The sequence below is a fragment of the Streptomyces sp. NPDC102360 genome (assembly GCF_044766085.1).
GTDB lineage: Bacteria > Actinomycetota > Actinomycetes > Streptomycetales > Streptomycetaceae > Streptomyces.
Genome location: NZ_JBIWLG010000018.1, coordinates 47,331 through 73,670, shown reverse-complemented (window position 1 = coordinate 73,670; position 26,340 = coordinate 47,331). Strand labels below are relative to the sequence as shown.

The 26,340-nt window shown below is 70.4% G+C and carries 24 protein-coding genes and 2 pseudogenes; 14 read left to right on the top strand and 12 right to left on the bottom strand.

The genetic code is table 11. The features are described from left to right. Window positions 1-107 precede the first annotated feature (107 nt). Window positions 108-866, top strand: coding sequence for a MerR family transcriptional regulator (locus ACIRHA_RS40115; RefSeq protein ID WP_403856267.1), 759 nt, complete (start codon window positions 108-110; stop codon window positions 864-866). A 141-nt stretch (window positions 867-1,007) separates the two neighbouring features. Further along, window positions 1,008-1,694 (top strand): annotated as a pseudogene (locus tag ACIRHA_RS40110) (DedA family protein); the annotation flags it as partial. Window positions 1,695-1,717: 23 nt separating this feature from the next. Here ACIRHA_RS40110 and ACIRHA_RS40105 read toward each other — a convergent pair. Beyond that, the gene (locus ACIRHA_RS40105; protein WP_403856265.1) at window positions 1,718-3,385 is read right to left on the bottom strand and encodes a threonine/serine exporter ThrE family protein; all 1,668 of its coding nucleotides are present in this window, start codon (window positions 3,383-3,385) and stop codon (window positions 1,718-1,720) included. A gap of 122 nt (window positions 3,386-3,507) precedes the next feature. Next, the gene (locus tag ACIRHA_RS40100; RefSeq protein ID WP_266711337.1) at window positions 3,508-3,999 is read right to left on the bottom strand and encodes an inorganic diphosphatase; all 492 of its coding nucleotides are present in this window, start codon (window positions 3,997-3,999) and stop codon (window positions 3,508-3,510) included. 56 nt (window positions 4,000-4,055) lie between these two features. On the opposite strand from ACIRHA_RS40100, the gene dacB reads away from it, so the two are divergent. From dacB to folE, 6 genes are all read left to right on the top strand, one after another. After that, entirely contained in the window at window positions 4,056-5,552 is a 1,497-nt protein-coding gene (dacB, locus tag ACIRHA_RS40095) for a D-alanyl-D-alanine carboxypeptidase/D-alanyl-D-alanine-endopeptidase (RefSeq protein WP_403856263.1), read from the top strand. Window positions 5,553-5,641: 89 nt separating this feature from the next. Further along, on the top strand, window positions 5,642-6,790 hold the full coding sequence (locus ACIRHA_RS40090; protein ID WP_403856261.1) for a zinc-dependent metalloprotease: 1,149 nt from the start codon (window positions 5,642-5,644) through the stop codon (window positions 6,788-6,790). A gap of 224 nt (window positions 6,791-7,014) precedes the next feature. Beyond that, the gene (gene tilS / locus ACIRHA_RS40085; protein WP_403856259.1) at window positions 7,015-8,013 is read left to right on the top strand and encodes a tRNA lysidine(34) synthetase TilS; all 999 of its coding nucleotides are present in this window, start codon (window positions 7,015-7,017) and stop codon (window positions 8,011-8,013) included. 43 nt (window positions 8,014-8,056) lie between these two features. Then, window positions 8,057-8,617 (top strand): hypoxanthine phosphoribosyltransferase, encoded by a 561-nt coding sequence (hpt, locus tag ACIRHA_RS40080; RefSeq protein WP_351334320.1) that lies wholly within the window; start codon window positions 8,057-8,059, stop codon window positions 8,615-8,617. Between the two features lie 223 nt (window positions 8,618-8,840). Beyond that, complete coding sequence (gene ftsH, locus ACIRHA_RS40075; protein ID WP_403856355.1) at window positions 8,841-10,856, top strand: ATP-dependent zinc metalloprotease FtsH; 2,016 nt, start codon at window positions 8,841-8,843, stop codon at window positions 10,854-10,856. A gap of 119 nt (window positions 10,857-10,975) precedes the next feature. After that, window positions 10,976-11,581, top strand: coding sequence for a GTP cyclohydrolase I FolE (gene folE / locus ACIRHA_RS40070; RefSeq protein WP_403856257.1), 606 nt, complete (start codon window positions 10,976-10,978; stop codon window positions 11,579-11,581). A gap of 64 nt (window positions 11,582-11,645) precedes the next feature. Here the strand turns inward: folE and ACIRHA_RS40065 are convergent, their stop codons facing one another. From ACIRHA_RS40065 to ACIRHA_RS40035, 7 genes and pseudogenes are all read right to left on the bottom strand, one after another. Then, window positions 11,646-12,128, bottom strand: coding sequence for a DUF3180 domain-containing protein (locus tag ACIRHA_RS40065; protein ID WP_403856255.1), 483 nt, complete (start codon window positions 12,126-12,128; stop codon window positions 11,646-11,648). A gap of 74 nt (window positions 12,129-12,202) precedes the next feature. Next, window positions 12,203-12,802 (bottom strand): 2-amino-4-hydroxy-6-hydroxymethyldihydropteridine diphosphokinase, encoded by a 600-nt coding sequence (folK, locus tag ACIRHA_RS40060; protein ID WP_403856253.1) that lies wholly within the window; start codon window positions 12,800-12,802, stop codon window positions 12,203-12,205. Continuing rightward, window positions 12,799-13,158 (bottom strand): dihydroneopterin aldolase, encoded by a 360-nt coding sequence (folB, locus tag ACIRHA_RS40055; RefSeq protein WP_267070060.1) that lies wholly within the window; start codon window positions 13,156-13,158, stop codon window positions 12,799-12,801. The genes folK and folB overlap by 4 nt, the downstream gene beginning before the upstream one ends. Window positions 13,159-13,394: 236 nt before the next feature. After that, window positions 13,395-13,916, bottom strand: coding sequence for a nuclear transport factor 2 family protein (locus ACIRHA_RS40050; protein WP_403856251.1), 522 nt, complete (start codon window positions 13,914-13,916; stop codon window positions 13,395-13,397). After that, window positions 13,913-14,776 carry a dihydropteroate synthase gene (gene folP / locus ACIRHA_RS40045; RefSeq protein ID WP_403856249.1) on the bottom strand — a complete coding sequence of 288 codons (864 nt, stop codon included), beginning with the start codon at window positions 14,774-14,776 and terminating at the stop codon, window positions 13,913-13,915. The genes ACIRHA_RS40050 and folP overlap by 4 nt, the downstream gene beginning before the upstream one ends. A gap of 17 nt (window positions 14,777-14,793) precedes the next feature. Continuing rightward, a pseudogene (locus tag ACIRHA_RS40040) lies at window positions 14,794-15,729 on the bottom strand (phosphatidylglycerol lysyltransferase domain-containing protein); the annotation flags it as partial. Window positions 15,730-15,870: 141 nt separating this feature from the next. Continuing rightward, on the bottom strand, window positions 15,871-17,034 hold the full coding sequence (locus tag ACIRHA_RS40035; protein ID WP_403856247.1) for an ABC transporter ATP-binding protein: 1,164 nt from the start codon (window positions 17,032-17,034) through the stop codon (window positions 15,871-15,873). 196 nt (window positions 17,035-17,230) lie between these two features. Between ACIRHA_RS40035 and ACIRHA_RS40030 the strand changes: the two genes are divergently transcribed. The 4 genes from ACIRHA_RS40030 to ACIRHA_RS40015 all read left to right on the top strand — a co-directional run bounded on the left by ACIRHA_RS40030 (window position 17,231) and on the right by ACIRHA_RS40015 (window position 20,895). Beyond that, on the top strand, window positions 17,231-17,980 hold the full coding sequence (locus ACIRHA_RS40030) for an ABC transporter permease (RefSeq protein ID WP_403856245.1): 750 nt from the start codon (window positions 17,231-17,233) through the stop codon (window positions 17,978-17,980). Continuing rightward, window positions 17,977-18,645 carry an ABC transporter permease gene (locus ACIRHA_RS40025; protein ID WP_403856243.1) on the top strand — a complete coding sequence of 223 codons (669 nt, stop codon included), beginning with the start codon at window positions 17,977-17,979 and terminating at the stop codon, window positions 18,643-18,645. Before ACIRHA_RS40030 ends, ACIRHA_RS40025 begins: the two co-directional genes overlap by 4 nt. A 91-nt stretch (window positions 18,646-18,736) precedes the next feature. Then, window positions 18,737-19,702 carry an ABC transporter substrate-binding protein gene (locus ACIRHA_RS40020; RefSeq protein WP_403856241.1) on the top strand — a complete coding sequence of 322 codons (966 nt, stop codon included), beginning with the start codon at window positions 18,737-18,739 and terminating at the stop codon, window positions 19,700-19,702. Between the two features lie 194 nt (window positions 19,703-19,896). Continuing rightward, window positions 19,897-20,895, top strand: a complete 999-nt coding sequence (locus ACIRHA_RS40015; RefSeq protein ID WP_403856239.1) for a hypothetical protein — start codon at window positions 19,897-19,899, stop codon at window positions 20,893-20,895. Window positions 20,896-20,920: 25 nt separating this feature from the next. On the opposite strand, the gene ACIRHA_RS40010 is transcribed toward ACIRHA_RS40015, so the two are convergent. Both ACIRHA_RS40010 and ACIRHA_RS40005 read right to left on the bottom strand, forming a co-directional pair. Further along, window positions 20,921-22,216: a PH domain-containing protein gene (locus tag ACIRHA_RS40010; protein WP_403856237.1), complete on the bottom strand. Its 1,296-nt coding sequence runs from the start codon at window positions 22,214-22,216 to the stop codon at window positions 20,921-20,923. 50 nt (window positions 22,217-22,266) lie between these two features. Further along, window positions 22,267-22,782 (bottom strand): PH domain-containing protein, encoded by a 516-nt coding sequence (locus ACIRHA_RS40005; RefSeq protein WP_403856235.1) that lies wholly within the window; start codon window positions 22,780-22,782, stop codon window positions 22,267-22,269. On the opposite strand from ACIRHA_RS40005, the gene ACIRHA_RS40000 reads away from it, so the two are divergent. Further along, window positions 22,781-23,965, top strand: coding sequence for an NADH-quinone oxidoreductase subunit D (locus tag ACIRHA_RS40000; RefSeq protein ID WP_403856233.1), 1,185 nt, complete (start codon window positions 22,781-22,783; stop codon window positions 23,963-23,965). The genes ACIRHA_RS40005 and ACIRHA_RS40000 overlap by 2 nt on opposite strands. Here ACIRHA_RS40000 and ACIRHA_RS39995 read toward each other — a convergent pair. Further along, the gene (locus ACIRHA_RS39995) at window positions 23,930-24,955 is read right to left on the bottom strand and encodes an SAM-dependent methyltransferase (RefSeq protein WP_403856231.1); all 1,026 of its coding nucleotides are present in this window, start codon (window positions 24,953-24,955) and stop codon (window positions 23,930-23,932) included. The two genes, ACIRHA_RS40000 and ACIRHA_RS39995, sit on opposite strands and share 36 nt — an antisense overlap. 128 nt (window positions 24,956-25,083) lie before the next feature. On the opposite strand from ACIRHA_RS39995, the gene ACIRHA_RS39990 reads away from it, so the two are divergent. Then, window positions 25,084-26,289, top strand: a complete 1,206-nt coding sequence (locus ACIRHA_RS39990) for a sensor histidine kinase (protein ID WP_403856229.1) — start codon at window positions 25,084-25,086, stop codon at window positions 26,287-26,289. The last annotated feature ends 51 nt before the right edge of the window (window positions 26,290-26,340 follow it).

The following is a 26,340-nucleotide window of genomic DNA, read 5'->3' as shown; positions in this document are numbered from 1 at the left end:
GGACATAAAAGGCATAACACCCCGAAAACCGGCCGAAGGAATCGACTTGCACCTCACGTCACGTGAGGCCCCAAGCTGAATCACGTACGAGAAGGGAGGCACGGCGGATGAGCTACTCCGTGGGTCAGGTCGCCCGTTTCGCCGGAGTCACGGTGCGCGCCCTGCACCACTACGACGAGATCGGCCTGCTCGCCCCGAGCGAGCGCAGCGCGGCGGGACACCGCCGGTACGGCGAGCCCGACCTCGACCGGCTCCAGCAGGTCCTCTTCTACCGGGAGCTCGGCTTCCCGCTCGACGAGATCCAGGCCCTGCTGGACGACCCGGCATCCGACCCGCGCGAACACCTGCGGCGCCAGCGCGACCTGCTGACCGCCCGCATCGAGAAGCTGCAGAAGATGGCAGAGGCCGTCGAACACGCCATGGAGGCACAGCAGATGGGCATCCAGCTCACACCGGAAGAGCGCTTCGAGGTCTTCGGGGAGAAGGACCCCGAGGAGTACTCCGAGGAGACCGAGCAGCGCTGGGGCAACACGGCGGCGTACGCCGAGTCGCAGCGGCGGGCCGCGACGTACTCCAAGGAGGACTGGCTGCGCATGAAGGCCGAGAACGACGACTGGCTCGCGCGCTACGTGGCCCTCGTCACGGCCGGCGAACCGGCGGACGGTGAGCGCGCCATGGACCTGGCAGAGGAGCACCGCGACCAGATCTCGCGGTGGTTCTACGACTGCCCGCACGAGATGCACGCCTGTCTCGGTGCCATGTACGTGGCCGACGAGCGCTTCAAGGCGTACTACGACGCCCTGGGCGAGGGCGTCGCCGACCACCTGAGCACCGCGATCCACGCCAACTCGGTACGGAACGGCTGAACCACAGGTATGCCACAGTTTCCGCACAGTGCATCCTGAGGGGGCCACTGGAACCTGGCGAGGACGACCGGCGTTGATAACTTTGCACCGCCATTGCCTTGCCCTGCCTTTGCCACCGAAGCCCCTCAGGAGTCCGGACCCGTGATGACGCTTGCTCTAGGACCAAGCTGGCTGGACCCGGACTATCTGCTGAACACGTTCGGCATCTGGGGTCTGCTGCTGATCGTGTTCGCCGAGTCGGGCCTGCTGATCGGTTTCTTCCTGCCGGGCGACTCGCTGCTCTTCACCACGGGCCTGCTGATCACTTCGAAGCAGCTGGACTTCCCGCTGTGGGGGGCGGTCGGGCTGATCTGCCTCGCCGCGATCCTGGGCGACCAGGCGGGCTACATGTTCGGCAAGAAGGTCGGCCCGTCCCTCTTCAGGCGCCCGGACTCGCGGCTCTTCAAGCAGGAGAACGTGCAGAAGGCGCACGAGTTCTTCGAGAAGCACGGCCCCAAGTCCCTGGTCCTGGCCCGCTTCGTGCCCATCGTCCGTACGTTCACGCCGATCATCGCGGGCGTCTCGGGCATGAAGTACCGCTCGTTCCTCACGTTCAACGTGATCGGCGGCCTGCTGTGGGGCGCGGGCGTGACGCTGCTCGGCTCGTGGCTCGGCAACATCGAGTTCGTGCACAAGAACATCGAGGCGATCCTGATCCTGATCGTCCTGATCTCGGTGGTGCCGATCGCGATCGAGTTCCTGCGGGCCCGCGGCAAGTCGAAGAAGGAAGCCGCCCGCTCCGCGCAGTCGGGGGAGCCCGGCGGCCCCGGCGAGACCCCGCCCCCGCCGCCGCGCCGCCGGCACGCGAAGCGCTAGAAGCCTCTGGTGCGCTTGGCCGCGCGCCGGCCCGCGGCGCCCGGACCCTGCAGGAACAGGCGGGAGATCTCGCCACCGAGGTTCACCCCGATCGCGATGGCGAGGGCGAGCGCCGCCGCCTTGGACAGGAACGTGAGCCCGGAGTTCACATCGCTGTGGGCGATCGCCAGCAGACCGAAGTACGTCGCCGAACCCGGTAGCAGCGGACCGATCGCGGCCGTGACGTACGGCAGCGCCGAAGCGAACTGGTAGCGCGAGAAGAGCTGCCCGAACAGGCCCACGAGCCCCGCCGCAGCGGCCGTGGCCGCCACCGGCGAGATCCCGCCCTGGTAGTGCAGCGCCCCGAAGATCGCGCCCGCGACCCCGCCGTTGAGCGTCACGGCGATCACGGTCGCCCGCTCCTGCTGCAGCAGCACGGCGAACGCGAGCGACAGCGACATCGACGCGACGATCTGCCAGACCGGCCGGTCGGGGCTCTTCAGCGCCTCCTCCGGGTCGAGCTGGGCGTTCATCTGCACGCCTACGTAGAGCATGATCAGGACGCCGATGACGATGCCCACGAAGAAGTACATGACTTCCAGGAGGCGCGCGGCCGCCGTGATGTAGAAGCCGGTCAGGCCGTCCTGCACACCGGCGACGAGCGCCCGCCCGGGGAGCAGCGCGAACAGCCCACCAGTGATCACCGCGGACGCCCGCACGTCTACGTAGTCGTGCGCGAGCGTCAGCGCGATGCCCATCGCGGCGGGCGGCATCGCGGCGATCGTGAACTGGTAGAACTCCGGGAACCCGCGCCCCGCGCAGAGCCACGCGAGGCGGTCGCCGAGCATCGCGCCGATCGCGGCCACGACGAACACCAGCACGTCACCGCCGACCAGGATCGACGCGGACCCGGCGAGCAGCCCGCTCGCCCCGGTGAGCGCCCAGCCCGGGTAGGGGTGCCGGTTCCTGCGGATCTCGGCGAGGCGCCGGTAGGCCTCCTCCAGGGAGACGTCGACCTCCTCGTCGCTGAGGTCGTCGACGAGCCGGTACACGGCCGCGAGGCGCGTGTAGTCGGTGCCGCGGCGCCGCACGGTGCGCGAGGCCGTCACGGGGTCGTCCACCAGGGACGGCTGGAAGCTGATCGACAGCAGAGTGAACGTTACTGTCGGCTCGCAGCGGTCGAGCCCGTAGGACCGGCACACGGCGAACATCGCCGCCTCCACGTCCTCGGCGCCCTCACCACCGGCAAGCAGCAGCTCCCCGATACGCAGGGTCAGGTCGAGCACGCGCGGGACGGCAGGGCCCGACTCCTCGTCGTGCTTCTGCACCAGCTCGGGGGCGGGCCGCTCGGCGACCGGCAGCCGCAGCATGGTGCGCATCCGGTCCTGCCAGGGCGCCTCCTTGGTCAGCTTGACCATGGGGATGCCCTGCGGCGGAGTGAACGCCATCGGCGACTCGCGGGCGCTGTACGTCCGCGGCCGTGTGAACGCCGAGCCCTCCGTGTCCACCGGCTCCGGTGCCTGCACGCTCAGCCCATTGGGCACCGCGAACTCCGAAGTGGTCGACGACTCCTCGTCGACCACCGGGGGCGGCGTGATGATCCCGATCGGCTGCGTGAACGCGCTGCGCGCCTCGTCGGACTGCGGCTTGCGGTCCTCGGGGGCCTCGGACTCCCGCTCCGTCACCTCTGTCGTTCCTCGCCCTTCACATCGCTGCGTATCCCTGTATCGCACGTACGCCTCAGTATGCGCACAGATACGCGAACGGGCCGCCCCAGGGGGGCGGCCCGGATGTGAACGCTGGGGGCTCAGTGGCCGCCGTTGTCCTGCGCGCGCTTGTAGGAACGCTCGATCTCGGCCTCGGCCTCGGTACGGCCGACCCAGTCGGCGCCCTCGACGGACTTGCCGGGCTCCAGGTCCTTGTAGACCTCGAAGAAGTGCTGGATCTCCAGGCGGTCGAACTCCGACACGTGCTGGATGTCGCGCAGGTGCTCCATCCGCGGGTCCGTCGCCGGGACGCACAGCAGCTTGTCGTCGCCGCCGGCCTCGTCCGTCATCCGGAACATGCCGATCGCGCGGCACTTGATGAGGCAGCCGGGGAACGTCGGCTCGTCCAGGATGACCAGGGCGTCCAGCGGGTCGCCGTCCTCGCCCAGGGTGTCCTCGACGTAGCCGTAGTCCGTCGGGTAGGCGGTCGACGTGAACAGACGACGGTCGAGGCGGATACGACCGGACTCGTGGTCGACCTCGTACTTGTTCCGCGATCCCTTAGGGATCTCGATCAGGACGTCGAACTCCACCGGTGGCTCCTCAATGATCAACACAAACGTCTGGTGGTTAAGTGTCCCCTACGCAGATGTGTGATCGCGAAAGGGGCTGGTCCGCGGTGCCGGAGCCGAAGGCTTCGCAGCTCGTGAAGAGTGCGGCGAAGACTGTTGCCGGATCCAAGACCAAGCACGTCACGGTGGGTGCGACGGCGGTGGGTCTCGCCCTCGCGGCCCTCGTGGCGGTCGCGGCCGGTCCCTGGGACGCTTCGGGTCAGCGTAAGGCCGAGGCCGACCGGGCCGCCTCCTCGGAGGCCGGAGGTGGCGCAGATCACGGCGGTGCGGCCGAGGCGGCGCCGAGCGCGCCTGTCGTGCTCGCGGCCCCCGGCGCGGCCGTGCCGGCCCCCACGAAGAGCGCCCTGGCCGACGTGCTCGACCCGCTCCTCAAGGGCTCCGCGCTCGGCGGCCGGCGCACGGCCGCGGTCGTCGACGCCGTCACCGGAAAGCGGCTCTACGGGAGGGCACCGGGCGACACCCTCACCCCGGCGTCCACGACGAAGCTGGCCACGGCGGTGGCGGCCCTCTCGGCCGCGGGCCCCGACCACCGCATCGCCACCCGTACGGTCCTGGAGAAGGACTCCAAGAAGCTGATTCTGGTGGGCGGCGGCGATCCGACCCTGACCGCCCGCGAGAAGAATCCTTACGGTGCCGCCGACCTGGGCACTCTCGCCGACGAGACCGCCAAGGACCTCAAGAGGCGCGACATCGGCGAGATCACCCTCACGTACGACACCTCGCTGTACGCGGGCTCCGACACCCACCCCATCGGCCCCAACGAGAACCTCGCCCGGGTCACCCCGCTGATGGCCGACGAGGCCCGCACCGACGACTCCGACAGCGGTCCGGCCACGCGCGAGGCCGACCCGGCGGCGGCCGCGGCGAGGAAGTTCGCGGACCTGCTCGGCGACCGCGACATCAAGATCAAGGGCGACCCGGCGTCCGGCAAGGCGTCCGCACGGGCCCAGAAGCTCGCGAAGGTGTCATCGCCGCCGCTGTCCGCGCTGGTCGAGCGGATGCTGACGCACAGCGACAACGACATCGCCGAGGCGCTCGCCCGGCAGACCGCGATCGCCGCGGGCACGAGCCACGACTTCGACGGCGCGGGCAAGGCCGTCAAGAAGCAGCTCGGAAAGCTCCGGCTGCCGCTCGATGACACCCATTTCGCCGACGGCAGCGGCCTCGACCGCGCCGACAAGGTCTCCGCCGACCTGCTCACCGGGCTGCTCGCCAAGGCCGCCGACCCGTCCCGCCCCGAACTGCGCTCCGTCCTCACGGGCCTGCCGGTCGCCGGCTTCACCGGAACCCTGGCGAGCCGCTACGAGGACGCGGCCGACGCCTCGGGAACCGGCCTGGTCCGCGCCAAGACCGGCACCCTCACCGGCGTCAACACGCTCGCGGGCACGGTCGTCGACGCCGACGGCCGCCTCCTCGTCTTCGCCTTCATGACGGAGGGCGCCACGGACCCCAAGGCCGCCCAGGGCGGCCTCGACCGCCTCGCCTCCTCCGTCGCCAACTGCGGCTGCAGGTGAACCCTTAAGGGTTCCGAGGGGCCGAAGTGGGGCGCCACTCCGGGCCCAACCCCTCTACCGGTACGCGAGGGGTCACGTACCGTTGACGCATGACGAGCCTCGGCGGTGCTGCATCATCGGGAATGGTCGACTGGAACCTCGCGGTCGCGACCGCGACGCGACTCGTGCGACCAGGCCCCGAGGTGAGTCGGGACGAGGCCCGGGCCGTCGTCGCGGAACTGCGGCGGCACGCCAAGGCCTCCGAGGAGCACGTACGCGCGTACACGCGCATGGCCACCGACTCCGACCACGACACCCCGGTGCTGGTGGTCGACCGGCCCGGCTGGGTGAAGGCCAACGTCGCGGGGTTCCGCGAGGTCCTGCGGCCCCTGCTCGACAAGATGAACGAGCGGCGTGGTTCCGGCCCCGGGCCCGCGATGCTCGGCGCGGTCGGCGGCAAGGTCACGGGCGTCGAACTCGGCATGCTGCTCTCGTTCCTGTCCTCCCGCGTCCTCGGCCAGTACGAGACCTTCGCCCCCGCCACACGCGAGCTGCCCGCCGCGCCGAACGGCGGCGGCAGGCTCCTGCTCGTAGCGCCGAACATCGTGCACGTGGAGCGCGAACTCGACGTGGAACCACACGACTTCAGGCTCTGGGTCTGTCTCCACGAGGAGACGCACCGCACCCAGTTCACGGCCGTGCCCTGGCTGCGCGACCACCTGGAGGGCGAGATCCAGTCATTCCTCGAGCAGACCGAGGTCGACCCGACGACGTTCCTGGAGCGCGTTCGGGAAGCGGCCCAGTCGCTCGCCGGGGGGCGTCCGGAGGGTGAGGAGGACGACGGCGGGCGCTCGCTCGTCGAACTCGTGCAGACCCCGGCGCAGCGCGAGATCCTCGCCCGCCTCACCGCCGTCATGTCGCTGCTCGAAGGGCACGCGGACTACGTGATGGACGGCGTGGGCCCCGCCGTCGTGCCGTCCGTCGAGGAGATCCGCGAGAAGTTCCAACAGCGCAGGCAGAAGGGGGCCTCACGGCTCGACCTGGCCCTGCGCAAGCTGCTCGGTCTCGACGCCAAGCTGCGCCAGTACCGCGACGGCGAGAAGTTCGTACGGGCCGTTGTCGACGAGGTCGGCATGGACGGCTTCAACCGCGTCTGGACGTCTCCCAACACGCTGCCGACGAAGGCGGAGATCGCCAAACCGGCGGACTGGGTCGCGCGGGTGCACAACAAGCCGGACGGCGCTCACGAAGCCCCGTAAGGCACGCCCATAATTGCCCAGGATCACCCATCCGAGGGACCGTAGGCCGTGGGCTGGCGTGCAATGCTCGGGGAACCGCCCGGCTCTGTCACCATCGACACACTCTGCGTGACCGATCTCACCCGGTCACCGTTGAGCGATTGAGCCGGGTCAGCCGGCGCTGGTCCGGTTCGAGTTGTCCAGCAGCGCCCACCCCCCAGACAACGGAATGAAGGGAACCGGACATGGGTCCCCATCCTGCGGTCGCGGCGATACGCCTGGCGGTCCGCCGCGTCCTCCACGACATCCTGAACGACTCCCGGCCGGACGCCGAGCCCGTGGTGCTCGTCGCCTGCTCCGGCGGAGCCGATTCCATGGCCCTCGCCTCCGCCCTCGCCTTCGAGGCCCCCAAACTCGGCATCCGCGCCGGTGGCATCACCGTCGACCACGGCCTGCAGCCCGGCTCCGACGCCCGAGCCGAGGACGTCGTCCTGCGCCTGACCGCCCTCGGCCTGAAGCCCGTCGAGTCCGTCGCCGTCGACGTGGGCCGCGGCGGTGGCCCGGAAGCCGCCGCCCGCGACGCCCGCTACGCCGCCCTCGACGCCGCCGCCGAAAGCCACGGCGCCGCCGCCGTCCTGCTCGGCCACACCCGCGACGACCAGGCCGAGACGGTCCTGCTCGGCCTCGCCCGCGGCTCCGGCATCCGCTCCCTGTCCGGGATGGCCGCGATGTCGGGGGCCGGTGGCCGCTACCGACGCCCCTTCCTCACGCTCGACCGGCAGACCGCCCGCAAGGCCTGCCTCGTCCAGCACCTGCCCGTCTGGGACGACCCGCACAACACCGATCCGGCCTACACCAGGTCCAGACTCCGCCACGAGGGTCTGCCCGCTCTGGAGAAGGCGCTCGGCAAGGGCGTCGTCGAGGCCCTCGCCCGTACGGCCCAGCTGTCGCGCGACGACGCCGACGCGCTCGACACCTGGGCCCGCGACGCCGCCGAGTCCGTACGGGACGCGGCCGGGCTCCTCGAATGCGCCAAGCTGTACGCCCTGCCGCCCGCCGTACGCCGCAGAATCCTGCGCAGGACGGCCATCGAGGCCGGCGCCCCGGCCGGTGCGCTGTTCGCCCGGCACATCGAGGAGATCGACCGCCTGATCACGGGATGGCGGGGCCAGGGAGAGATCAATCTGCCGGGCAAAGTTCTCGCTCAGCGGCAGGGTGGCAGACTGGTCATCCGGCAAGGCTGACTCGACTCTCACGTCGCGGCGGCCGGTGGGACGACCGAAAGTGATGCGGGTGGACGCGAAAGACATGGGCACCGACCTAGAGTCGGTGCTCATCACCAAGGAAGAGATCGACGCGAAGCTGGCCGAGCTGGCCGCGAAGGTCGACGCGGAGTACGCGGGCAAGGACCTGCTGATCGTCGGGGTCCTCAAGGGCGCCGTGATGGTCATGGCCGACCTGGCTCGCGCCCTGTCCACCCCGCTCACCATGGACTGGATGGCGGTGTCCTCGTACGGCTCGGGCACCCAGTCCTCCGGCGTCGTGCGGATCCTCAAGGACCTCGACACCGACATCAAGGACAAGCACGTCCTGATCGTCGAGGACATCATCGACTCCGGTCTGACGCTGTCCTGGCTGCTCACCAACCTCGGTTCGCGCGAGCCCGCCTCCCTCGAGGTGTGCACGCTGCTGCGCAAGCCGGAGGCGGCCAAGGTCGACATCGACGTGAAGTGGGTCGGCTTCGACATCCCGAACGAGTTCGTGGTCGGTTACGGCCTGGACTACGCGGAGAAGTACCGGAACCTGCCGTTCGTCGGCACCCTCGCGCCGCACGTCTATGGCGGCTGAGGAGTCGTCAGTCCTGATCGCGGGGACGGGAACCCTCGTGGGGTTCCCGCCGTTGGAGCATGCGTAGGGCAGATTCCCGGTCGTCCCCTGCGGCTTCGGGTGACAATGCTGGGGTACCGTCCGAAGAACAGTTCTTCAAATAGCTACAACAGCACCAACAGCTGCAAACAGCCTTATCAAACTCACTATGGCAGGAGGGACGGGGCGGCACCGCTCCGTATGGATGGACGTGAAGCGATACTTCCGTGGGCCGGTCATGTGGATCGTGCTGGCCGTCCTTGCCGTGGTCGTGTTGATGCAGGTCGTCGGTTCGTCCGGCGGCTACAAGACGGTGGACACCGGCCAGGTAATTCAGGCCATCAACGACAACAAGGTGGAATCGGCCAAGCTGACCACCGGCGATGAAGACACCATCAAGGTCGAGCTGAAGGGCGACCAGAAGGTCGACGGCTCGAACAAGATTCAGGCCAGCTACATCGGCGACCAGGGCGTCGACGTGGCCAAGAGTCTCCAGGCCAAGTTCGAGGACAAGCAGATCCCTGACGGGTACACCGTCTCCCCGTCGAAGCAGAACCCCTTCGTGGGCATCCTGCTCTCGCTGCTGCCCTTCGTGCTCATCGTCGTCGTGTTCCTGTTTCTGATGAACCAGATGCAGGGCGGCGGCTCCAAGGTCATGCAGTTCGGCAAGTCCAAGGCCAAGCTCATCACCAAGGACACCCCCAAGACGACGTTCTCCGACGTCGCCGGCAGCGACGAGGCCGTCGAGGAGCTCCACGAGATCAAGGAGTTCCTCCAGGAGCCGGCCAAGTTCCAGGCCGTCGGCGCCAAGATTCCCAAGGGCGTACTCCTGTACGGCCCGCCCGGAACGGGCAAGACGCTGCTCGCGCGCGCTGTCGCGGGCGAGGCGGGCGTCCCGTTCTACTCGATCTCCGGTTCCGACTTCGTCGAGATGTTCGTCGGTGTCGGTGCCTCCCGTGTCCGCGACCTCTTCGAGCAGGCCAAGGCGAACGCTCCGGCGATCGTCTTCGTCGACGAGATCGACGCGGTCGGCCGGCACCGTGGTGCCGGACTCGGCGGTGGACACGACGAGCGCGAGCAGACGCTCAACCAGCTGCTCGTCGAGATGGACGGCTTCGACGTGAAGGGCGGCGTCATCCTGATCGCCGCCACGAACCGGCCCGACATCCTCGACCCGGCGCTGCTGCGTCCCGGCCGCTTCGACCGCCAGATCGCGGTCGACCGTCCGGACATGCAGGGCCGTCTGGAGATCCTCAAGGTTCACCAGAAGGGCAAGCCGGTCGCTCCGGACGTCGACCTGTCGGCCGTCGCCCGCCGTACGCCGGGCTTCACCGGTGCCGATCTCTCCAACGTGCTGAACGAGGCCGCGCTCCTTACGGCCCGCTCGGACCGGAAGCTGATCGACAACCAGATGCTCGACGAGGCGATCGACCGTGTGGTCGCGGGCCCGCAGAAGCGGACCCGGATCATGTCGGACAAGGAAAAGAAGATCACCGCGTACCACGAGGGCGGTCACGCCCTGGTCGCGGCGGCCTCGCCGAACTCCGACCCGGTCCACAAGATCACGATCCTGTCCCGCGGCCGCGCGCTCGGGTACACGATGGTGCTCCCGGAAGAGGACAAGTACTCGACCACGCGCAACGAGATGCTCGACCAGCTCGCCTACATGCTGGGCGGGCGCGCGGCCGAGGAGCTCGTCTTCCACGACCCGACCACGGGTGCCGCCAATGACATCGAGAAGGCCACTGGAACGGCCCGCGCGATGGTCACGCAGTACGGCATGACCGAGCGGCTCGGCGCGATCAAGTTCGGCGGCGACAACTCGGAGCCCTTCGTGGGCCGCGAGATGGGTCACCAGCGCGACTACTCGGAAGAGGTCGCCGCGCTCGTCGACGAAGAGGTCAAGAGCCTCATCGAGACCGCGCACAACGAGGCCTGGGAGATCCTCGTCGAGAACCGCGACGTTCTCGACAACCTGGTCCTCGCGCTGCTCGAGAAGGAGACGCTGAACAAGGAGCAGATCGCCGAGATCTTCACTCCGATCGTGAAGCGCCCGGCCCGCCCCGCGTGGACCGGCTCCAACCGCCGCACCCCCTCGACCCGCCCGCCGGTGCTCTCCCCCAAGGAGCTCTCACTGACGAACGGTGCGAACGGAGCGGCTCCCGCCATCGAGACCACCACCCCGGTGGACACGGTGAAGGAAGAGCGCCCCGAGAGCTGATCCGGCCCTCATTGGGCAGGCCAGACCCGGAATGCAGGCCGCGTCCCCCACGCTTTACGGTGTGGGGGACGCGGCCTTTGCGCTGCCGCGCGGGATGTAAGTAGAGAAAGAGGCACCTGATGACCGACCCGGTGACGCTGGACGGCGAGGGCTCGATCGGCGAGTTCGACGAGAAGCGGGCCGAGAACGCCGTGCGTGAGCTGCTCATCGCGGTCGGCGAAGACCCGGACCGCGAGGGCCTGCGGGAGACTCCGGGGCGGGTCGCCCGCGCGTACAAGGAGATATTCGCGGGGCTGTGGCAGAAGCCCGAGGACGTCCTGACGACGACGTTCGATCTGGGGCACGACGAGATGGTCCTGGTGAAGGACATCGAGGTGCAGTCGAGCTGTGAGCACCATCTGGTCCCGTTCGTGGGCGTCGCGCACGTCGGCTACATCCCGTCCTCCGACGGCAAGATCACGGGCCTGTCGAAGCTGGCCCGGCTGGTCGACGTGTACGCCCGCCGTCCGCAGGTGCAGGAGCGCCTGACGACGCAGATCGCGGACTCCCTGATGGAGATCCTGGAGCCGCGCGGCGTCATCGTCGTCATGGAGTGCGAGCACATGTGCATGTCGATGCGCGGGGTGCGCAAGCCCGGCGCGAAGACGATCACGTCGGCCGTGCGCGGTCAGCTGCGGGACCCGGCGACCCGCAGCGAGGCGATGAGCCTGATCATCGGGCGCTGAGGCGCTGAGGCGCTGAGGCGCGGTTCGGGGGCGAGATTTAGGGCCTAAGGGCGAGCGGCAGGGCCTAGGCGGCCGGTGCCGCCTCCTCGGGGTCCTCGTCCTCCGGGAGTTTGCAGATGCGCTCCAGGAAGATGGCCGCCGCGACGACGCCGATCCCGGTGAGTACCGAGAGCCCGGCGTAGATCGCCTGGTCGCGGTGGGCCGGGACGTCCAGGGACTCCAGGAGAAAGACGCCGGTGCCGCCGTACATGCCGGCCACGAGTGCCGCGACGAGGGCGCTGGCCTGGCCGAAGACCAGGGCGCGCGCCGCCATCATGGGGTCGACGCCCTTGGCCTCGGGCCGGCGCTCCCGCTGCGCGCGCAGCCTGGAGCGGAGCGACAGGGCTGTCGCGAGCAGTACGACGGCGATCACGGCGAGCACGATGGGCGCGGCCAGCGGGACCTTCGGCAGCGTGCCCAGCGAGTCCCACAGGCGGGCGCCCGCCCAGGACAGCACTCCGGCGACGGCGAAGAGGCCGACCAGCGTCCTGATGCGCAGTTGCTTCATCCCGGTTGGTCGCCCCTCGTCCGTCTTGGCCCTGTTGCCTGTGGCCGTTAATCGTGTCCGGTAGACCCTAACGATTACTCGGGGAGGCGGAGTTCCAGGTCGGCGCGCGGCGCGACGCCCGCGCGGGTCACGGCGTCGAGCAGCTGGGCGACCGGGCCGTGCCCCGGAAGCTGGGCCTCCGGCTCCACGTCGTGCCAGGGGACGAGCACGAAGGCCCGCTCGTGGGCCCGCGGGTGGGGGAGCGTGAGGTACGGGTCGTCCGAGACCTCGTCGGCGTACGCGACGATGTCGACGTCGATGGTGCGGGCGCCCCAGCGCTCGTCCCGTACCCGGTGGAAGGCCTCCTCTACGGCGTGCGCGCGCTCCAGGAGCGAGGAGGGCGGCAGCGTCGTCTTCAGGACGACGACGGCGTTGAAGTACGAGGGCTGGCTGTCCGGGTCGACGCCCCAGGGCTCCGTCTCGTAGACGGGCGAGACGGCCTTGACGCGGACTCCGGGGGTGTCCTCCAGGGCGTCGACGGCGCCCTGGAGGGTCTCCAGGCGGTTGCCCAGGTTCGCGCCGAGGGAGATCACGGCGCGCCTGGGATTGGAGAGCGTGGTGTCGGCGGCGTCGACCTGCTCCACCACGGAGGTCGGCACCGGCTGGACGGTCGGGTCGAACGGAGTTTTGTTCATACTCGGCTCCGGGTGATGGTGACGGTCACGTCGTCGAAGGGCACGGTGATCGGCGCGTCCGGCTTGTGGACGCAGACCTCGACCTCCTGGACGCCTTCGTGCTTCAGGCATGTCTGGGCGATGCGCTCGGCGAGGGTCTCGATGAGATCCACCGGGTCGCCCGCGACGACGGCCACGACCTCCTCCGCCACGATGCCGTAGTGCACGGTCTTCGCCAGGTCGTCGTCGGCCGCGGCCGCTCGCGTGTCCAGGCCGAGCACCAGGTCCACGATGAAGGTCTGGCCTTCCTCGCGTTCCTTGGGGAAAACGCCATGGTGCCCACGGGCCTTGAGGCCGCGCAGCGCGACACGATCCACGCGAATCACTCCTGCAGTCGTCGTTGAAGGCCGGTCACACCGATGTGCGGTCGATGTCCCGGCCTCGATCGAATCTACCTGCGAGCACTGACAGCACCGGGCCGCGGGGGCTATGACTGATCCCACCCGGCACACCCGGCACAGGGCGTGCTCGCGGCTGGTAGCCGCCCATACCCAAGCGGTCGAGAGCCCAACCCCACATCCGGATCACGGGCTCCGTGGGGACGCCTACCCACTCAGGCGGGTGAGTCTCCGTCGTCCGCGGCGCCCATCTCGTCGGATTCGTCATCCGATTCGGCGAGCACGGGAGAGGCGTGGTGCGACCAGATCTTCCAGCCGTCGCGGGTGCGCCGGAACACGTTGGTGGCGACGACGCGCTGGCCGACGAGCGGGCCGAGTTCGTCGCCCTCCTTGGGGGCGGGGCCGCCGCTGAGGATGTTCTCCGTGCAGGTCACCAGGGCGGTGTCGGCGACGACGCTGATCTGCACATCGGTCAGGAAGAACTGAATGTACTCAGTGTTCGCCATGATGAGCGCGTACGAGCGGAGCACCTCGCCGCGGCCCGTGAGCACCGGCCAGCCGGGGTGCACGCAGCTGACGGAGGTGTCCTCCGCCTCGTCCGGGTCGGCGTCCTCGGCGTAGTCGACGTCCTCGGGGGCGAGCCACAGGGCGGTGAGTTCCTCGAAGGCGCCGCGTTCGACGGCTTCGTAGTAGGTGCGATTGGCGGTGTCGACGGCTTGGACGTCGGCCTCGGTCACTGGGCTCCTTCGACCGCGCGTGCCACGCGGACGGCGTCGGCGGTGGCCCGCACCTCGTGGACGCGCACGGCCCAGGCGCCCGCCTGCGCGGCGAGCGCGGAGACGGCGGCGGTGGCGGCGTCGCGCTCGCGGGCGGGCGGCGGGGCGCCCTGCTCGCCGGCCAGTACGTGGCCGAGGAACCGCTTGCGGGAGGCCGCGACGAGGACCGGGTGGCCGAGCGCGTGCAGCCGGTCCAGGTGGGCGAGCAGGGAGAGGTCGTGCTCGGCGTTCTTGGAGAAGCCGAGGCCCGGGTCGATGACGATGCGGTCGGGGGCGATGCCGCCCTCGATGGCGGCCTCCACGCGCGCGTGGAGCTCGTTCACGACTTCGGAGACGACGTCCTCGTAGGTGCCGGGCACATTGGTGCCCTCCAGGAGGCCCCGCCAGTGCATGACGACGAAGGGCGCTCCCGTGGCGGCGACGACGGGGACCATCTCCGGGTCGGAGAGGCCGCCGCTCACGTCGTTGACCAGGGCGGCGCCCGCGGCGAGGGACTTCTCGGCGACGGAGGCCCGCATGGTGTCGACCGAGATCGTCACGCCTTCGGAGGCGAGTCCTCGTACGACGGGGATGACGCGCCTGAGCTCCTCGTCCTCGTCGACGCGGCGGGCGCCCGGGCGGGTGGACTCGCCGCCGACGTCCACGAGGTCGGCGCCCTCGGCGACCAGGTCGAGGCCGTGCTTGATCGCGGCGGTCGTGTCGAACCAGCGGCCGCCGTCCGAGAACGAGTCCGGCGTCACATTGACGACGCCCATGACCGCGCAGCGGTCCCAAACGGGGAGGTTGGCTACGTGGCCCCGGCGGACCTGCGACGTGCTCATGGCCTCAAGCCTAGGCCCTTCGCGGCGGGCCGGATCTCGCGGCTTCGGCGGCCCTGGAGGGTGTCGCCGCTTTCGTGGCGGGCCCGCGCGGTGAGGCCGGTCTCGCGGGTCCAGACCGCGCACCCCGTCTCGGAGCAGTCCATGACGGCCGGCGTCCAGGAGTGGGTCCGCGCCTCGTCCATGAAGCGCTCCATGGCGCCCGGCCACGCCTCCACGTCGCCCATGGGGTCGCCCTTGGCCAGCATCACGCCCGAGACGACCCGGTAGCGGACCGCCGCCTTGCCGCTGGGCGAGAACACGACCCCTTTGCCGCGGGCGGCCGGGCCCTCGGGGCGGAACGCGAGGTAGAGCGTGGTCAGCGCGGTGATCAGGCCGAGGGCGCCGAGCGAGAGGGCGACCGTGTGCGCCGTGCCTCCCACGTAGACGAGCGGCCCTTCCATGCCGAGCAGACCGCACAGGACGTGCTCCAGCCGGTCCACGAGGCTCGGGGCGCCGACGAGCCGCTCCGGGTGCGCGCTGACCACGGCGAGACCGATCAGCAGCGAACCGGCACCCAGGAGCACGAAGTTGGCCAGGGCGCGCCACCGGCCGCGCGGGTCGGGCGGCGCGTCGAACCGTTTCCGGTCGCGTATCAGGAGCCACAGCGGAACCAGGGACAGGGCCGCGCCGACGGCCCCCACGAGCGAGTCCCGGTACACGAACTGCCCGGCGGCGCCGAGCGGCAGCAGCGCCACCACCGCCCACCAGGCCCGTCGATTGCGGCGCCGCAGCATGCGCGCGAGCAGGACGAGCAGCACGCCGCTGCCGAGCGTGAGGGCCGCGGCGTACGGGCCGAGCGTGCCCGGCAGCGCCTCCGCGATGCCGCCCGTGCGGCCGCGTGCGAGCCGTGGCAGGACACCGGCCGCGATGTCCGCGCCGCCGGCCAGGAGGCAGGCGCCCACGATCCGCCGCATCCCCACGCCTCCTCCTGCCGCTCGCCCCGCGAGACATGTGAACACGGTGCGAATGCCGCATCCGTGACGTACGACCTGTAGGACGGAAGCGGAGCGACCCGGGTTCACTCGTGAACGGCGGACATGGCGGACGTGGCGGACTCAGGGGAGGAGTTGCTCCACCGTCTCCAGGTCGACCTCCGCGCGCGTGATGTCGCGGGCGTCCGCGGCCGTGGAGCGGCGCAGTGCCTCGTGCAGGCGGGCCGGGGTGAGCACGCCGAGGAATCGGCCTCGGCTGTGTTCGTCGATGACCGCTATCCAGCCCGCGTCGTGCTGGAGCATCGTCGCGAACGCCTGCTTGAGCGGGGCGCCCACGGGCAGCCAAGCCTCCATGCGGCGTGCGTGGTCGCGCACGGTGTCGCCCTTGTTCGCGGCCACGCGCGCGTGCTCGGCGGAGATCCAGCCATGCAGGTTGTTGTCGTGGTCCAGGACGACGGCCCAGCGGGCGTCGAGCTCCTTGGGCAGCGGGTCGTCGAGGTGCACGACGGGCGGCTGCTCCAGGTCGCCCTCCTCGATGGGCGTCACCGAGAGGCGCTTGAGTCCGCGGTCGGCGCCCACGAAGTCGGCCACGTAATCGGTGGCGGGCGCGCCGAGGACCGCCGACGGAGTGTCGTACTGCTCGATGCGTCCCTCGCCGTAGACGGCGATACGGTCGCCGAGGCGGACGGCCTCCTCCATGTCGTGCGTGACGAACAGGACGGTCTTGCCGAGCGTCTGCTGCAGGCGCAGGAACTCGGTCTGCAAGTGCTCGCGCACCACGGGGTCGACCGCGCCGAACGGCTCGTCCATCAGCAGGACGGGCGGGTCGGCCGCCAGGGCCCGTGCGACGCCCACCCGTTGGCGCTGTCCGCCGGAGAGCTGCTCGGGGTAGCGCTCGCCGAACACCTTTGGATCGAGCCCCACCAGGTCGAGCAACTCCGCTGCCCGCTCCCGGGCCTTGGCGCGCTTGACGCCCAGCAGGTGCGGCACGGTCGCGGTGTTGTCGAGGACCGACTTGTGCGGGAACAGGCCGACCTGCTGGATCACATAGCCGATGCGGCGGCGCAGCTGGACCGGGTCGATCACGGATATGTCGTCGCCGTCGAGGAGTATCCGGCCCGCGGTGGGTTCGATGAGCCGGTTCACCATCTTCATCGTCGTGGTCTTGCCGCAGCCCGACGGGCCGACGAGCGTGACCAGTTCGCCCTCGTTCACCTCGAAGGACAGATCGTCGACGGCGGTGGTGCCGTCCGCGTACCGCTTGCTGACGTGCTCGAACCGGATCATGGGACCCCATTCTGCCGGGGCGCGGCCCGCTTGGGGATCCCCGGACGAGGCAGTCATGTGAAGGCCGTGTTGCATCCGGAGCCCGGGCCTCGGCCATTGTCAGTGGGCGAGGTTAGGGTCATCGGCAGTCGGGAAACGTGCGTGCGGCCCTGCGGGCGGCTGACATACGTTCGGGAAATCGGGGGAGGTGGCCGGCGTGAGCGAGCAGAGCTGCCTGGTGGCCAATGACTGGGTGTGCGGGGAGTATGTGCGCACTCGCGGCCAGGAGTTGGTCGACGCGACCGTCCAGCACCTCGGCATCACGGTGACGTCGGTGATCATCGGCGTTCTCATCTCCTTCCCGCTCGCACTGCTCGCCCGGCGCGCACGCGCCTTCGCGGGGCCGGTGCTCGGCGTGACCACGGTGCTCTACTCGGTCCCCTCGCTCGCGATGTTCTCGCTGCTGCTGCCCCTGTTCGGGCTCTCGGTCGCGCTGGTGATCACGGGGCTCGTGCTGTACTCCCTGACGATCCTCGTGCGGAACATACTGGCGGGCCTGCAAGCGGTCCCGCAGGAGGCGAGAGAGGCCGCGCGGGGGATGGGGTACGGCCCGCTGCGGCTGTTGTGGGAGGTCGAACTTCCGCTGGCGCTCCCGGCGATGCTCGCCGGAGTGCGGATCGCGACGGTCTCCACGGTGGCGATGACGACGGTCGGCTCGATCGTGGACTACGGCGGGCTCGGCACGCTGATCGTCGGTGGCCTGCAGAGCGACTTCAAGGCGCAGGTGCTCACCGCGTCCGTGCTGTGCGTGCTGCTCGCGGTCCTGGCGGACCTGCTGCTGCTCGGCGTACAGCGGTGGCTGACGCCGTGGACGAGGGTGCGGGCGCCCGCGCGGGGCGGGCTCCGAATACGGGGGCTCCGCGGTCGTGACGACGTGGCGCGCGTCGAGCCGGAGAAGGTGGCATGAACGCGATATTGGGCGCCTGGGACTGGCTGGCCACGAGTGCCAACTGGCAAGGGGAGAAGGGGGTGTGGCACCGCCTCGCCGAGCACCTGTACTTCTGCGGTGTCGCCCTCGCCGTCTCCTGCCTCATCGCCCTGCCGCTGGCCCTGTGGCTCGGTCACAAGGGCAGGGGCGGCGCGCTCGCCATCAACATCTCGAACGTGGGGCGCGCGGTACCGACGCTGGCCGTCCTCGTACTCCTTACGCTCACCCCGCTCGGCCGGCACGGTGATGTGCCGACGCTGATCGCGCTGGTGCTGTTCGCGGTGCCGCCGCTGCTCACCAATGCGTACGTGGGGATGCGCGAGGTCGACCGGTCGGTGGTGGAGGCCGCGCGCGGCATGGGCATGAGCGGCCGCCAGGTCTTCGCCCGCGTCGAACTGCCGCTTGCGTACCCGCTGGTGATGACCGGGCTGCGGTCCGCGGGGGTGCAGGTGATCGCGACGGCGACGCTGGCGGCGATGGCCGGGGAGGGCGGGCTCGGGCGGATCATCACGGCGGGGTTCAACCTTCAGGACACGCCGCAGGTGGTCGCCGGGGCGGTGCTCGTGGCCGCGCTCGCGCTGGCCGTGGAGGGCCTGTTCGTGGCGGTGGGACGGGCCTTCGACCCCATGCGGAGGCGGGCGTGACCCAGGGGCCCGGGCTCGGGAATCGGGGCTCGGGGCTCGGGCCAGAGGACTTGTGTTTGTTGTCAGTTCCGGCAGTGCGACGAGGAGAGCGATGAACAGCAGAACGCGTCGAGTGGCCCTGGCGGCCGTGACCGTGGGTGCGCTGACCGCGGGGCTGACCGCGTGCGGCGGCGACAGCCTTGAGGGCAAGGACGATGCGGGCGGGTCGGGTGGCGGCGGGAAGGGCAAGGTCGTCATCGGCGCCGCGCGTTTCACCGAGGCCAAGGTGCTCGGTGAGCTGTACCGGCAGATATTGGCCGACGCCGGGTACGACGCGTCGGTCAAGACGGTGGAGAACCGGGAGATCTACGAACCGCAGCTCGCGAAGGGCGCCATCGACGTGGTGCCCGAATACGCGGCGACGCTCGCCGAATTCCTCAACCTGAAGGAGAACGGGCCCAAGGCGAAGCCGGTGGCGTCGAGCGATGCCGATGCCACGGTGACCGCGCTGCGCAAGCTGGCCGAGCCGCAGGGGCTGAAGGTTCTGGACGCGGGAGAGGCCGTCGATCAGAACGCGTTCGCGGTGAGCAAGGACTTTGCCGGGAAGCACAAGTTGAAGACCCTTTCGGATCTTGGCAAGTCGGGCCAGAAGGTGAAGATCGCGGCCGGTGACGAATGCGAGACCCGGCCGTTCTGCGCGCCGGGACTCAAGAAGTCGTACGGGATCGATGTCACGGGAATCGACCCCAAGGGCGTCGGCACCACGCAGTCGAAGCAGGCGGTGAAGAACGGCACGGACCAGCTGGTCCTGACGACCACGACGGACGCGACGCTGGAGAACTTCGGGCTCGTACTTCTGGAGGACGACAAGAAGCTGCAGAACGCGGACAACATCGTTCCGGTGGTGAACGCCAAGGATGCGGGCGACAAGAAGATCGCCGATGTCCTCGGGAAGTTGACGAAGACGCTCACGACCGATGATCTCGTCGAGCTGAACCGGAAGGTCGACGCCGAGCGGCAGAAGGAAGGCGATGTCGCGAAGGAGTATCTGGAGTCCAAGGACCTCGTCGGAAAATGATCTTGAAACTTGGTCTCCGCCGATTGGGCTCCGCCGACTGCCGATTGGTCTCCGCCGATTGGCCCCCACCGAGAGGGCTCCACGGCGCTAAGTGACCCTGTGGGCGCGGGGGTTAGGTGGTTTCTGTGACAGGTGTGTCCGAATTTTGCCGGGCGGGGCTTCGCGATTTGCCTACGCGCGGTAAGTTTCTGGCCATGCCACGTGGACGCCACCGCCATTCTCCGCCCCTGCACCGCCTTCTGCCGCCGACGGTGATCGCCGGTGTGCCTCTCGTCTGTGCGGGGGCCGCCTGGCTGTCCGAGGATCCGCTCGTGCTGAGGGGTGTCGCCGCGGCGGCTGCCGCCGCGGCGGTGGTCGGCGCCGTGGTGATGCGCCGCTGGGACCGGCTCGCGGGCAAGCGGGTCGCCGAGCTGACGCGCGGCGCCGCGAGCGAGCGGTGGCGGCACGAGGAGGCCGTGGCGGAGCTGGAGGGCGACCTCGACGAGTCGCGTGAGCTGCGCACCCGCCTGGAGGGCAAGCTGCGGGCGAAGCGTGCCGAGCTCGCCGCGCTGCGGGGCGAGCACGCGGCGCTGCTGCGGCGGTACGCGAACGCGGAGACGGAGCGGGCCAGCGCACTCGAAGGCCGGCGCCGGCTCGCGATAGAGGCCGCCGCCCCGGCGAAGGCGCTGCCGCCCGTGCCCCCTGCCGTGCCGGGCAGGCCGACCCCGGAGATGTACCGGCGGGCCAATGTCGCGCTCAAGCGTCTCGCGCGGCCCGAACCGGCGGCGCCCGCCGCGGAGGAGGCCGATTCACGGGGGAAGTCCGAGGCGGCGGCCGGCCACTTCACCGTGCCTGCCGCCGCGATGGTCGTACCCGCGGCACCCGTGCGGAAGGTCCCGCAGGGCGCTTTCGACTTCTTCGGCGCGGGGCGTTCCGTGCACGGCCAGGAAGACCTGGCGGATGTCGTGGGGGAGGAGCTGGCGGCGGAGGTCGAGGCCGAGGTCGACCAGGCGGAGGAGCCGGAGGCCGAGTCGCAGGCCGAAGTGGCGACCGAGTCCGAGGCCAAGTCCGAGGCCGAGCCCGAGGTCAAGTCCGAGACGGACAGCGAAGCCTCCGAAGACGCCGAGCGCGAGCAGCAGGTCATCGACCTGACCGCGCACGACGAGACGGAGCAGATCGACATGGGCGAGCTGAGGTCGGCGCTTCAGGCGTGACGTCCCGGGTGTGACGTTCCCGGGATCACGCCCCCGCCATCCATCGGTCCGGCCGCGCGTCGCGCCGCCCCGTACGGGACCGGTCCGCCTGGGCCCGCAGGAGGTCGGACGCCTCGTCCACGTCCCTCAGGCGGGCCGTCACCGTCTTGTTGGCGCCGGTGTCGAGGTGCAGGTCGGCGACGCGCCAGTACCGCTCCCAGGGCCCCTGGGTGAGGCGCACGCTCTGCACCTTGGCGTGCGGGACGAGCGAGAGACGGCGCTGCAGCAGTCCGTGGCGCGCGGCGAACACCGTCTCCGTGACCGCCACTCCGTAGCTCCGCCACCACACCGGGACGCACCAGCGCCCGCGCCGCGGTACCGCCGCGAAGTCGTCCGGCTTCGGCACCGAGACCCCCGGCAGGATCCGCGCGACGACGTCCTCGGCGTGCTCGCGCGGCGCCACGGGAACGAGCACGGTGTTCGAGGACCCGGCGACGTGCAGCTCGACGCGGACCCAGCCGCGGCGCCGCCACAGCAGCGGCTCGACGATCCGTACGGTCTGCACCCGCCCGGGCGGCACCGTCTCGTGCACCCGGTCGAGCAGCCCGTGGTCGATGCGCAGCCCGTCCTGCGACTCGCCGACCGTCCAGTCGTACTCCTTGATGAACCGGCCCGCGCTGTTGGTGAAGGCCCCGCCGACGAGCGGCACCGCGACCGCGATCACTGTCCACAGGTTGTGGGTGGCGAACCACAGGAACGTCGGGACGGCGACCGCGGCGAGCAGCATCGCCCAGGGCGCGCCCGTCAGGAGCAGCGCCACCGCGAGCATCCGCGGGGGCGTGTGCAGGATCGGCCGCGCCGGCGCCTCGCCCACGTCCTGCGCCGACTCGGGCGCGAATCCGGCGGCCCGGGCGAGGAGTTCGGCCCGCAGCTTCCCGGCCTCGCGCTCTCCCAAGAAGGCGAGCTCGTCCTTCTTGTCGGCTCCTACTACGTCGAGTTTCAGCTTGGCCACGCCTACGAAGCGGGCGAGAAGCGGCTGCGTGACATCCACCGCCTGGAGGCGGTCGAGCCGGATGTGTGCGGTGCGGCGGAACAACAGGCCCGTACGGATGCGCAGTTCGGTGTCGGTCACCGCGAAGTGCGTGAACCACCAGGTGAGGAATCCGTACAGGGCGGCGGCCGGAACCAGCACCCCGATCCCGATCAGCAGCATGGCGGTGGTGAGGTGGGCGAGCTGGCGCTGCGCCTGGTCCATGTCGTGGACGGCCCAGCCGAGCAGGATCGCGATGGGCGCCCACGCGCGGCGCAGCGGCGTGACGGGGTGCAGACGGCGCTCTCGCACGTCCTGAGCGGGCTCCTGGGCCGGGGCGCCGTCGGGGACGCGGGAGGCCGTCACAGGCCCGCCGATCGGGCCTCGCCGAGTTCGGTCAGCCGGTCGCGAAGCCGCTCGGCCTCCGCGGGCGCGAGCCCGGGGATCGTCGCGTCGGTGGCCGCGGCGGCGGTGTGCAGCTGAAGGCTGGCCAGGCCGAACTTCCGCTCCAGCGGGCCGGATGTCACCTCGACGAGCTGCATCCGCCCGTACGGCACGATCGTCTCCTCGTGCCACAGGACCCCGCGGGTGATCAGCAGGTCGTCGGCCCGCTCCGCGTACCGCCACGAGCGCCAGTTGCGGCCGAGCATCACCCAGCCCCACACCAGGACCACAAGGGGAAGCACGCCGAACGCCGCCCATCCGGGACCCACGAACATGGCGAGCAGCACCACGAGTGCCACCGTCAGCGGCACCAGCCACACGAGCAGCAGAAGGCGGCGAAGTTTCAGCAGCCCGGCGGGCAGCCCGGTCCACTCCGGCCCTGTGGTGCCCGTCGGCCCTGTCGCGCCCGCCGCCCCTGTCGGCCCTGTCTTCATGGGGCCACCCTACGTACGAGAGACTGTGTCCATGACGCCCACGACTCAGGCCACGGTCGGCATCGGTGGTGCCGCGGAGAGCACCGACATGGTGCTCAACATCGGGCCGCAGCACCCTTCCACCCATGGTGTGCTGCGCCTGCGTCTCGTGCTCGACGGCGAACGGATCCAGCAGGCGGAGCCGGTCATCGGCTACATGCACCGCGGTGCCGAGAAGCTCTTCGAAGCGCGCGACTACCGGCAGATCGTGATGCTCGCCAACCGCCACGACTGGCTGTCCGCGTTCTCGAACGAACTGGGCGTCGTGCTCGCCGTCGAGCGGATGCTGGGCATGGAGGTACCGGAGCGCGCCGTGTGGCTGCGGACGCTGCTCGCCGAGCTGAACCGGGTGCTCAACCATCTGATGTTCCTGGGTTCGTACCCGCTCGAACTGGGCGGGATCACGCCCGTCTTCCACGCCTTCCGTGAGCGCGAGGAACTCCAGAACGTCATGGAGGAGGTCTCCGGCGGGCGCATGCACTACATGTTCAACCGCGTCGGCGGCCTCAAGGAGGATCTGCCGCTCGGCTGGACCACCCGCGCGCGTGCGGCCGTCGCCAGCGTGCGCTCCCGCATGGACGTCTACGACAACCTCGTGCTCGGCAACGAGATCTTCCGGGGCCGCACGCGCGGGGTGGGCGTGCTGTCCGCCGAGGCCGCGCACGCCTACGGAGTCAGCGGCCCGATCGCCCGCGGCTCCGGCGTCGACTTCGACCTCAGGCGCGACGAGCCGTACCTCGCCTACGGAGAGCTGCAGGACACCCTGAAGGTCGTCACGCGACAAGAAGGCGACTGCCTGGCCCGGTTCGAGTGCCTCCTGGAGCAGGCACACAACGCGCTCGACCTCGCCGACGCCTGCCTGGACCGGATCGCGGACCTGCCGCAGGGCCCGGTCAACCAGCGCCTCCCGAAGGTCCTCAAGGCACCCGAGGGCCACACGTACGCGTGGACGGAGAACCCGCTCGGCATCAACGGCTACTACCTCGTCTCCAAGGGAGAGAAGACGCCGTACCGGCTCAAGCTGCGCTCCGCCTCGTACAACAACATCCAGGCGCTGACCGAGCTGCTTCCGGGGACGCTCGTCGCCGACATGGTGGCGATCCTCGGGTCACTGTTCTTCGTGGTCGGGGACATCGACAAGTAGGCGGTCCGCGGGGAGACCCACCGGTTCGACCAGCCAGCCGAAGTCGCCGAGCCCGCCGCGCGCGGTCAGCTCCGCGGCCTCTCCGGCGCCCGCGAGCGCCCGGACGTACGCCGCCGGGTCCTGCGAAGCGAGGGTCAGCGGCGGGCGGTCCGCGGTGACGCCGAGGGCCCGCAGGGCGGCGCGCTGCGTGAGGAGGCGGGCGCCCGGAGCGGTCGCGCACGCGTCCAGGGCCACGTGCGCCGTGATGTCGCAGGAGCCGTCGGGCACGGGCCTCGTCTCCCGGCCCCCGCGAAAGCCGGTGAGCGTGCCGAAGGGCGGCCGGGAGGCGCGCGTGTGCGCGTAGTCCACCGCCACCGCCAGGCCGCGCCCCAGGGCGCCTACGGCGGCCGCCCAGGCCTCGTCGCGGGGGCGGCCCACCTCGGCGCGCAGGCCCGGCTCGGGCGGCAGCGGCCACCACTGGCGCAGCCAGTCCGCCGACGCCTCGTCGGGGGCCCCGGTGCCGAGGCTCTCCGTGCCGTCCTCGTGTACGAGGACCAGCCGGGCCGTGCCGTCCGCGTCGGCCTCGACGACTTCCAGGGGCACGTTGTCGAGCCACTCGTTCGCGAAGAGGAGTCCGGTGACACCGGCGGGCGGATCGGACCGCCAATCGATCCGGTGGTCGAGTCCGGCGGGAGGTTCCGCCTTCTCCACCGCGTAGGCACGCACGCGTAGCGCCACTTTTTCCGGCAGCACCTGTAGGACGCGCGAAACCAGCTCGCCGCGGCCCGCCGCCATGTCGATGAACGCCAACTCGGCGGGTTCGCCGAGAGCCGCGTCCACCCGGCACAACAGCTCGGCGACGGCTCCGGCGAACAGGGGCGACGCATGCACCGACGTGCGGAAATGCCCGGCAGGGCCCTCGGTCCTCCGGTAGAAGCCGGCCGGTCCGTACAGCGCCTCTTCGGTGGCCGCGCGCCACCCGCGCGGCGCCGCCTGTTGTCGGTTCTCCACACCTGAAGGCTATGTGCGCCGGGCGCATGCGCCGTGGGGTCCCTCCACCTTCAGGAGTACGCGCGCCGGGTCCGGATCGACCCTCCGGTTGACCCCTGCACGCTGCACGCTTCCCTACTCTGGGTTACGTGCAGCGCGTCTACGACTTCATCCGCAGACACCCGACGTGGGTCGACGGCTTCTGGGCCGTGATTCTTCTCGGCGTGTCCGTGACCGCGTCGGGCGGTGTCGGGGGCGGTACGACGCACGGGAACGAGGCCGCGCTGATCGTCTGCGCCGTCCTGATGTCCGTGGTGGTCGCGCTGCGCCGCCGGATGCCGGAGAAGATGCTGCTGCTCGCGGTGGCCACGGGCCTCGGCCAGCTGGTGTTCGACGCGAAGACCAACCCGTCGGACTTCGCGATGCTGGTCATCATCTACACCTGCGCGGTGAGCGGGCCGCCCTGGGCGTCCCGCCTCGGCCTCGCAGGGGGACTGCTCGCGGCGCCGCTCGCCCAGCTCCGCTGGACCACCGTCGGCCAGATCAGCATCACGGGCCAGATCCTCGTCACGGTCTTCCAGATGGTGCCGTTCGCCCTCGCCTGGGTGCTCGGCGACTCGCTGCGCACCAGACGCGCGTACATGGCACAGCTGGAGGAGCGCGCCAACCGCCTGGAGAAGGAGCGCGAGGCGCAGTCGAAGGTCGCGGTGGCGGCCGAACGGGCGCGCATCGCACGCGAGTTGCACGACGTCGTCGCGCACAACGTGTCGGTGATGGTGGTGCAGGCCGACGGCGCCGCGTACGTCCTCGACCAGGCCCCGGATCAGGCCAAGAAGGCCCTGGAGACCATCTCGGGCACCGGAAGGCAGGCGCTCGCGGAGATGCGCAGGCTGCTCGGCGTGCTGCGCACCGGCGAGCACGAGGAGGCCGGCGAGTACGTTCCGCAGCCCGACGTCGAGCAGATAGAGGAGCTCGTCGACGAGGTGCGCACGGCGGGCCTCCCGGTCGACTTCAGGGTGGAGGGCACCCCGCGCCCGCTGCCCAGCGGCGTCGAGCTGACCGCGTACCGCATCGTCCAGGAAGCCCTCACCAACACCCGTAAGCACGGCGGCCCGAACGCGGGCGCGAGCGTCCGCCTCGTCTACTTCGACGACGGGCTCGGCCTGCTCGTCGAGGACGACGGCAAGGGTGCCCCGCACGAGCTGTACGAGGACGGGGGCGCGGACGGCCGTGGCCACGGCCTGATCGGCATGCGCGAGCGCGTGGGTATGGTCGGCGGCACGCTGGACGCGGGACCGCGGCCCGGCGGTGGCTTCCGCATCAGCGTGCTGCTGCCTCTGAAGCCCGCCCATTGACACGTACAAGTCCACCGATGACACGTACAAGTCCACCGACAGGTACAAGTG

Bases quoted from the DNA above. Each gene is read 5' to 3' on its own strand.
- ACIRHA_RS40115 (WP_403856267.1), top strand. From the start codon at position 108: ATGAGCTACTCCGTGGGTCAGGTCGCCCGTTTCGCCGGAGTCACGGTG.
- dacB (WP_403856263.1), top strand. From the start codon at position 4,056: ATGTGTGATCGCGAAAGGGGCTGGTCCGCGGTGCCGGAGCCGAAGGCT.
- ACIRHA_RS40090 (WP_403856261.1), top strand. From the start codon at position 5,642: ATGACGAGCCTCGGCGGTGCTGCATCATCGGGAATGGTCGACTGGAAC.
- tilS (WP_403856259.1), top strand. From the start codon at position 7,015: ATGGGTCCCCATCCTGCGGTCGCGGCGATACGCCTGGCGGTCCGCCGC.
- hpt (WP_351334320.1), top strand. From the start codon at position 8,057: ATGCGGGTGGACGCGAAAGACATGGGCACCGACCTAGAGTCGGTGCTC.
- ftsH (WP_403856355.1), top strand. From the start codon at position 8,841: ATGGACGTGAAGCGATACTTCCGTGGGCCGGTCATGTGGATCGTGCTG.
- folE (WP_403856257.1), top strand. From the start codon at position 10,976: ATGACCGACCCGGTGACGCTGGACGGCGAGGGCTCGATCGGCGAGTTC.
- ACIRHA_RS40065 (WP_403856255.1), bottom strand. From the start codon at position 12,128: ATGAAGCAACTGCGCATCAGGACGCTGGTCGGCCTCTTCGCCGTCGCC.
- folK (WP_403856253.1), bottom strand. From the start codon at position 12,802: ATGAACAAAACTCCGTTCGACCCGACCGTCCAGCCGGTGCCGACCTCC.
- folP (WP_403856249.1), bottom strand. From the start codon at position 14,776: ATGAGCACGTCGCAGGTCCGCCGGGGCCACGTAGCCAACCTCCCCGTT.
- ACIRHA_RS40035 (WP_403856247.1), bottom strand. From the start codon at position 17,034: ATGATCCGGTTCGAGCACGTCAGCAAGCGGTACGCGGACGGCACCACC.
- ACIRHA_RS40025 (WP_403856243.1), top strand. From the start codon at position 17,977: ATGAACGCGATATTGGGCGCCTGGGACTGGCTGGCCACGAGTGCCAAC.
- ACIRHA_RS40020 (WP_403856241.1), top strand. From the start codon at position 18,737: ATGAACAGCAGAACGCGTCGAGTGGCCCTGGCGGCCGTGACCGTGGGT.
- ACIRHA_RS40015 (WP_403856239.1), top strand. From the start codon at position 19,897: ATGCCACGTGGACGCCACCGCCATTCTCCGCCCCTGCACCGCCTTCTG.
- ACIRHA_RS40000 (WP_403856233.1), top strand. From the start codon at position 22,781: ATGGGGCCACCCTACGTACGAGAGACTGTGTCCATGACGCCCACGACT.
- ACIRHA_RS40005 (WP_403856235.1), bottom strand. From the start codon at position 22,782: ATGAAGACAGGGCCGACAGGGGCGGCGGGCGCGACAGGGCCGACGGGC.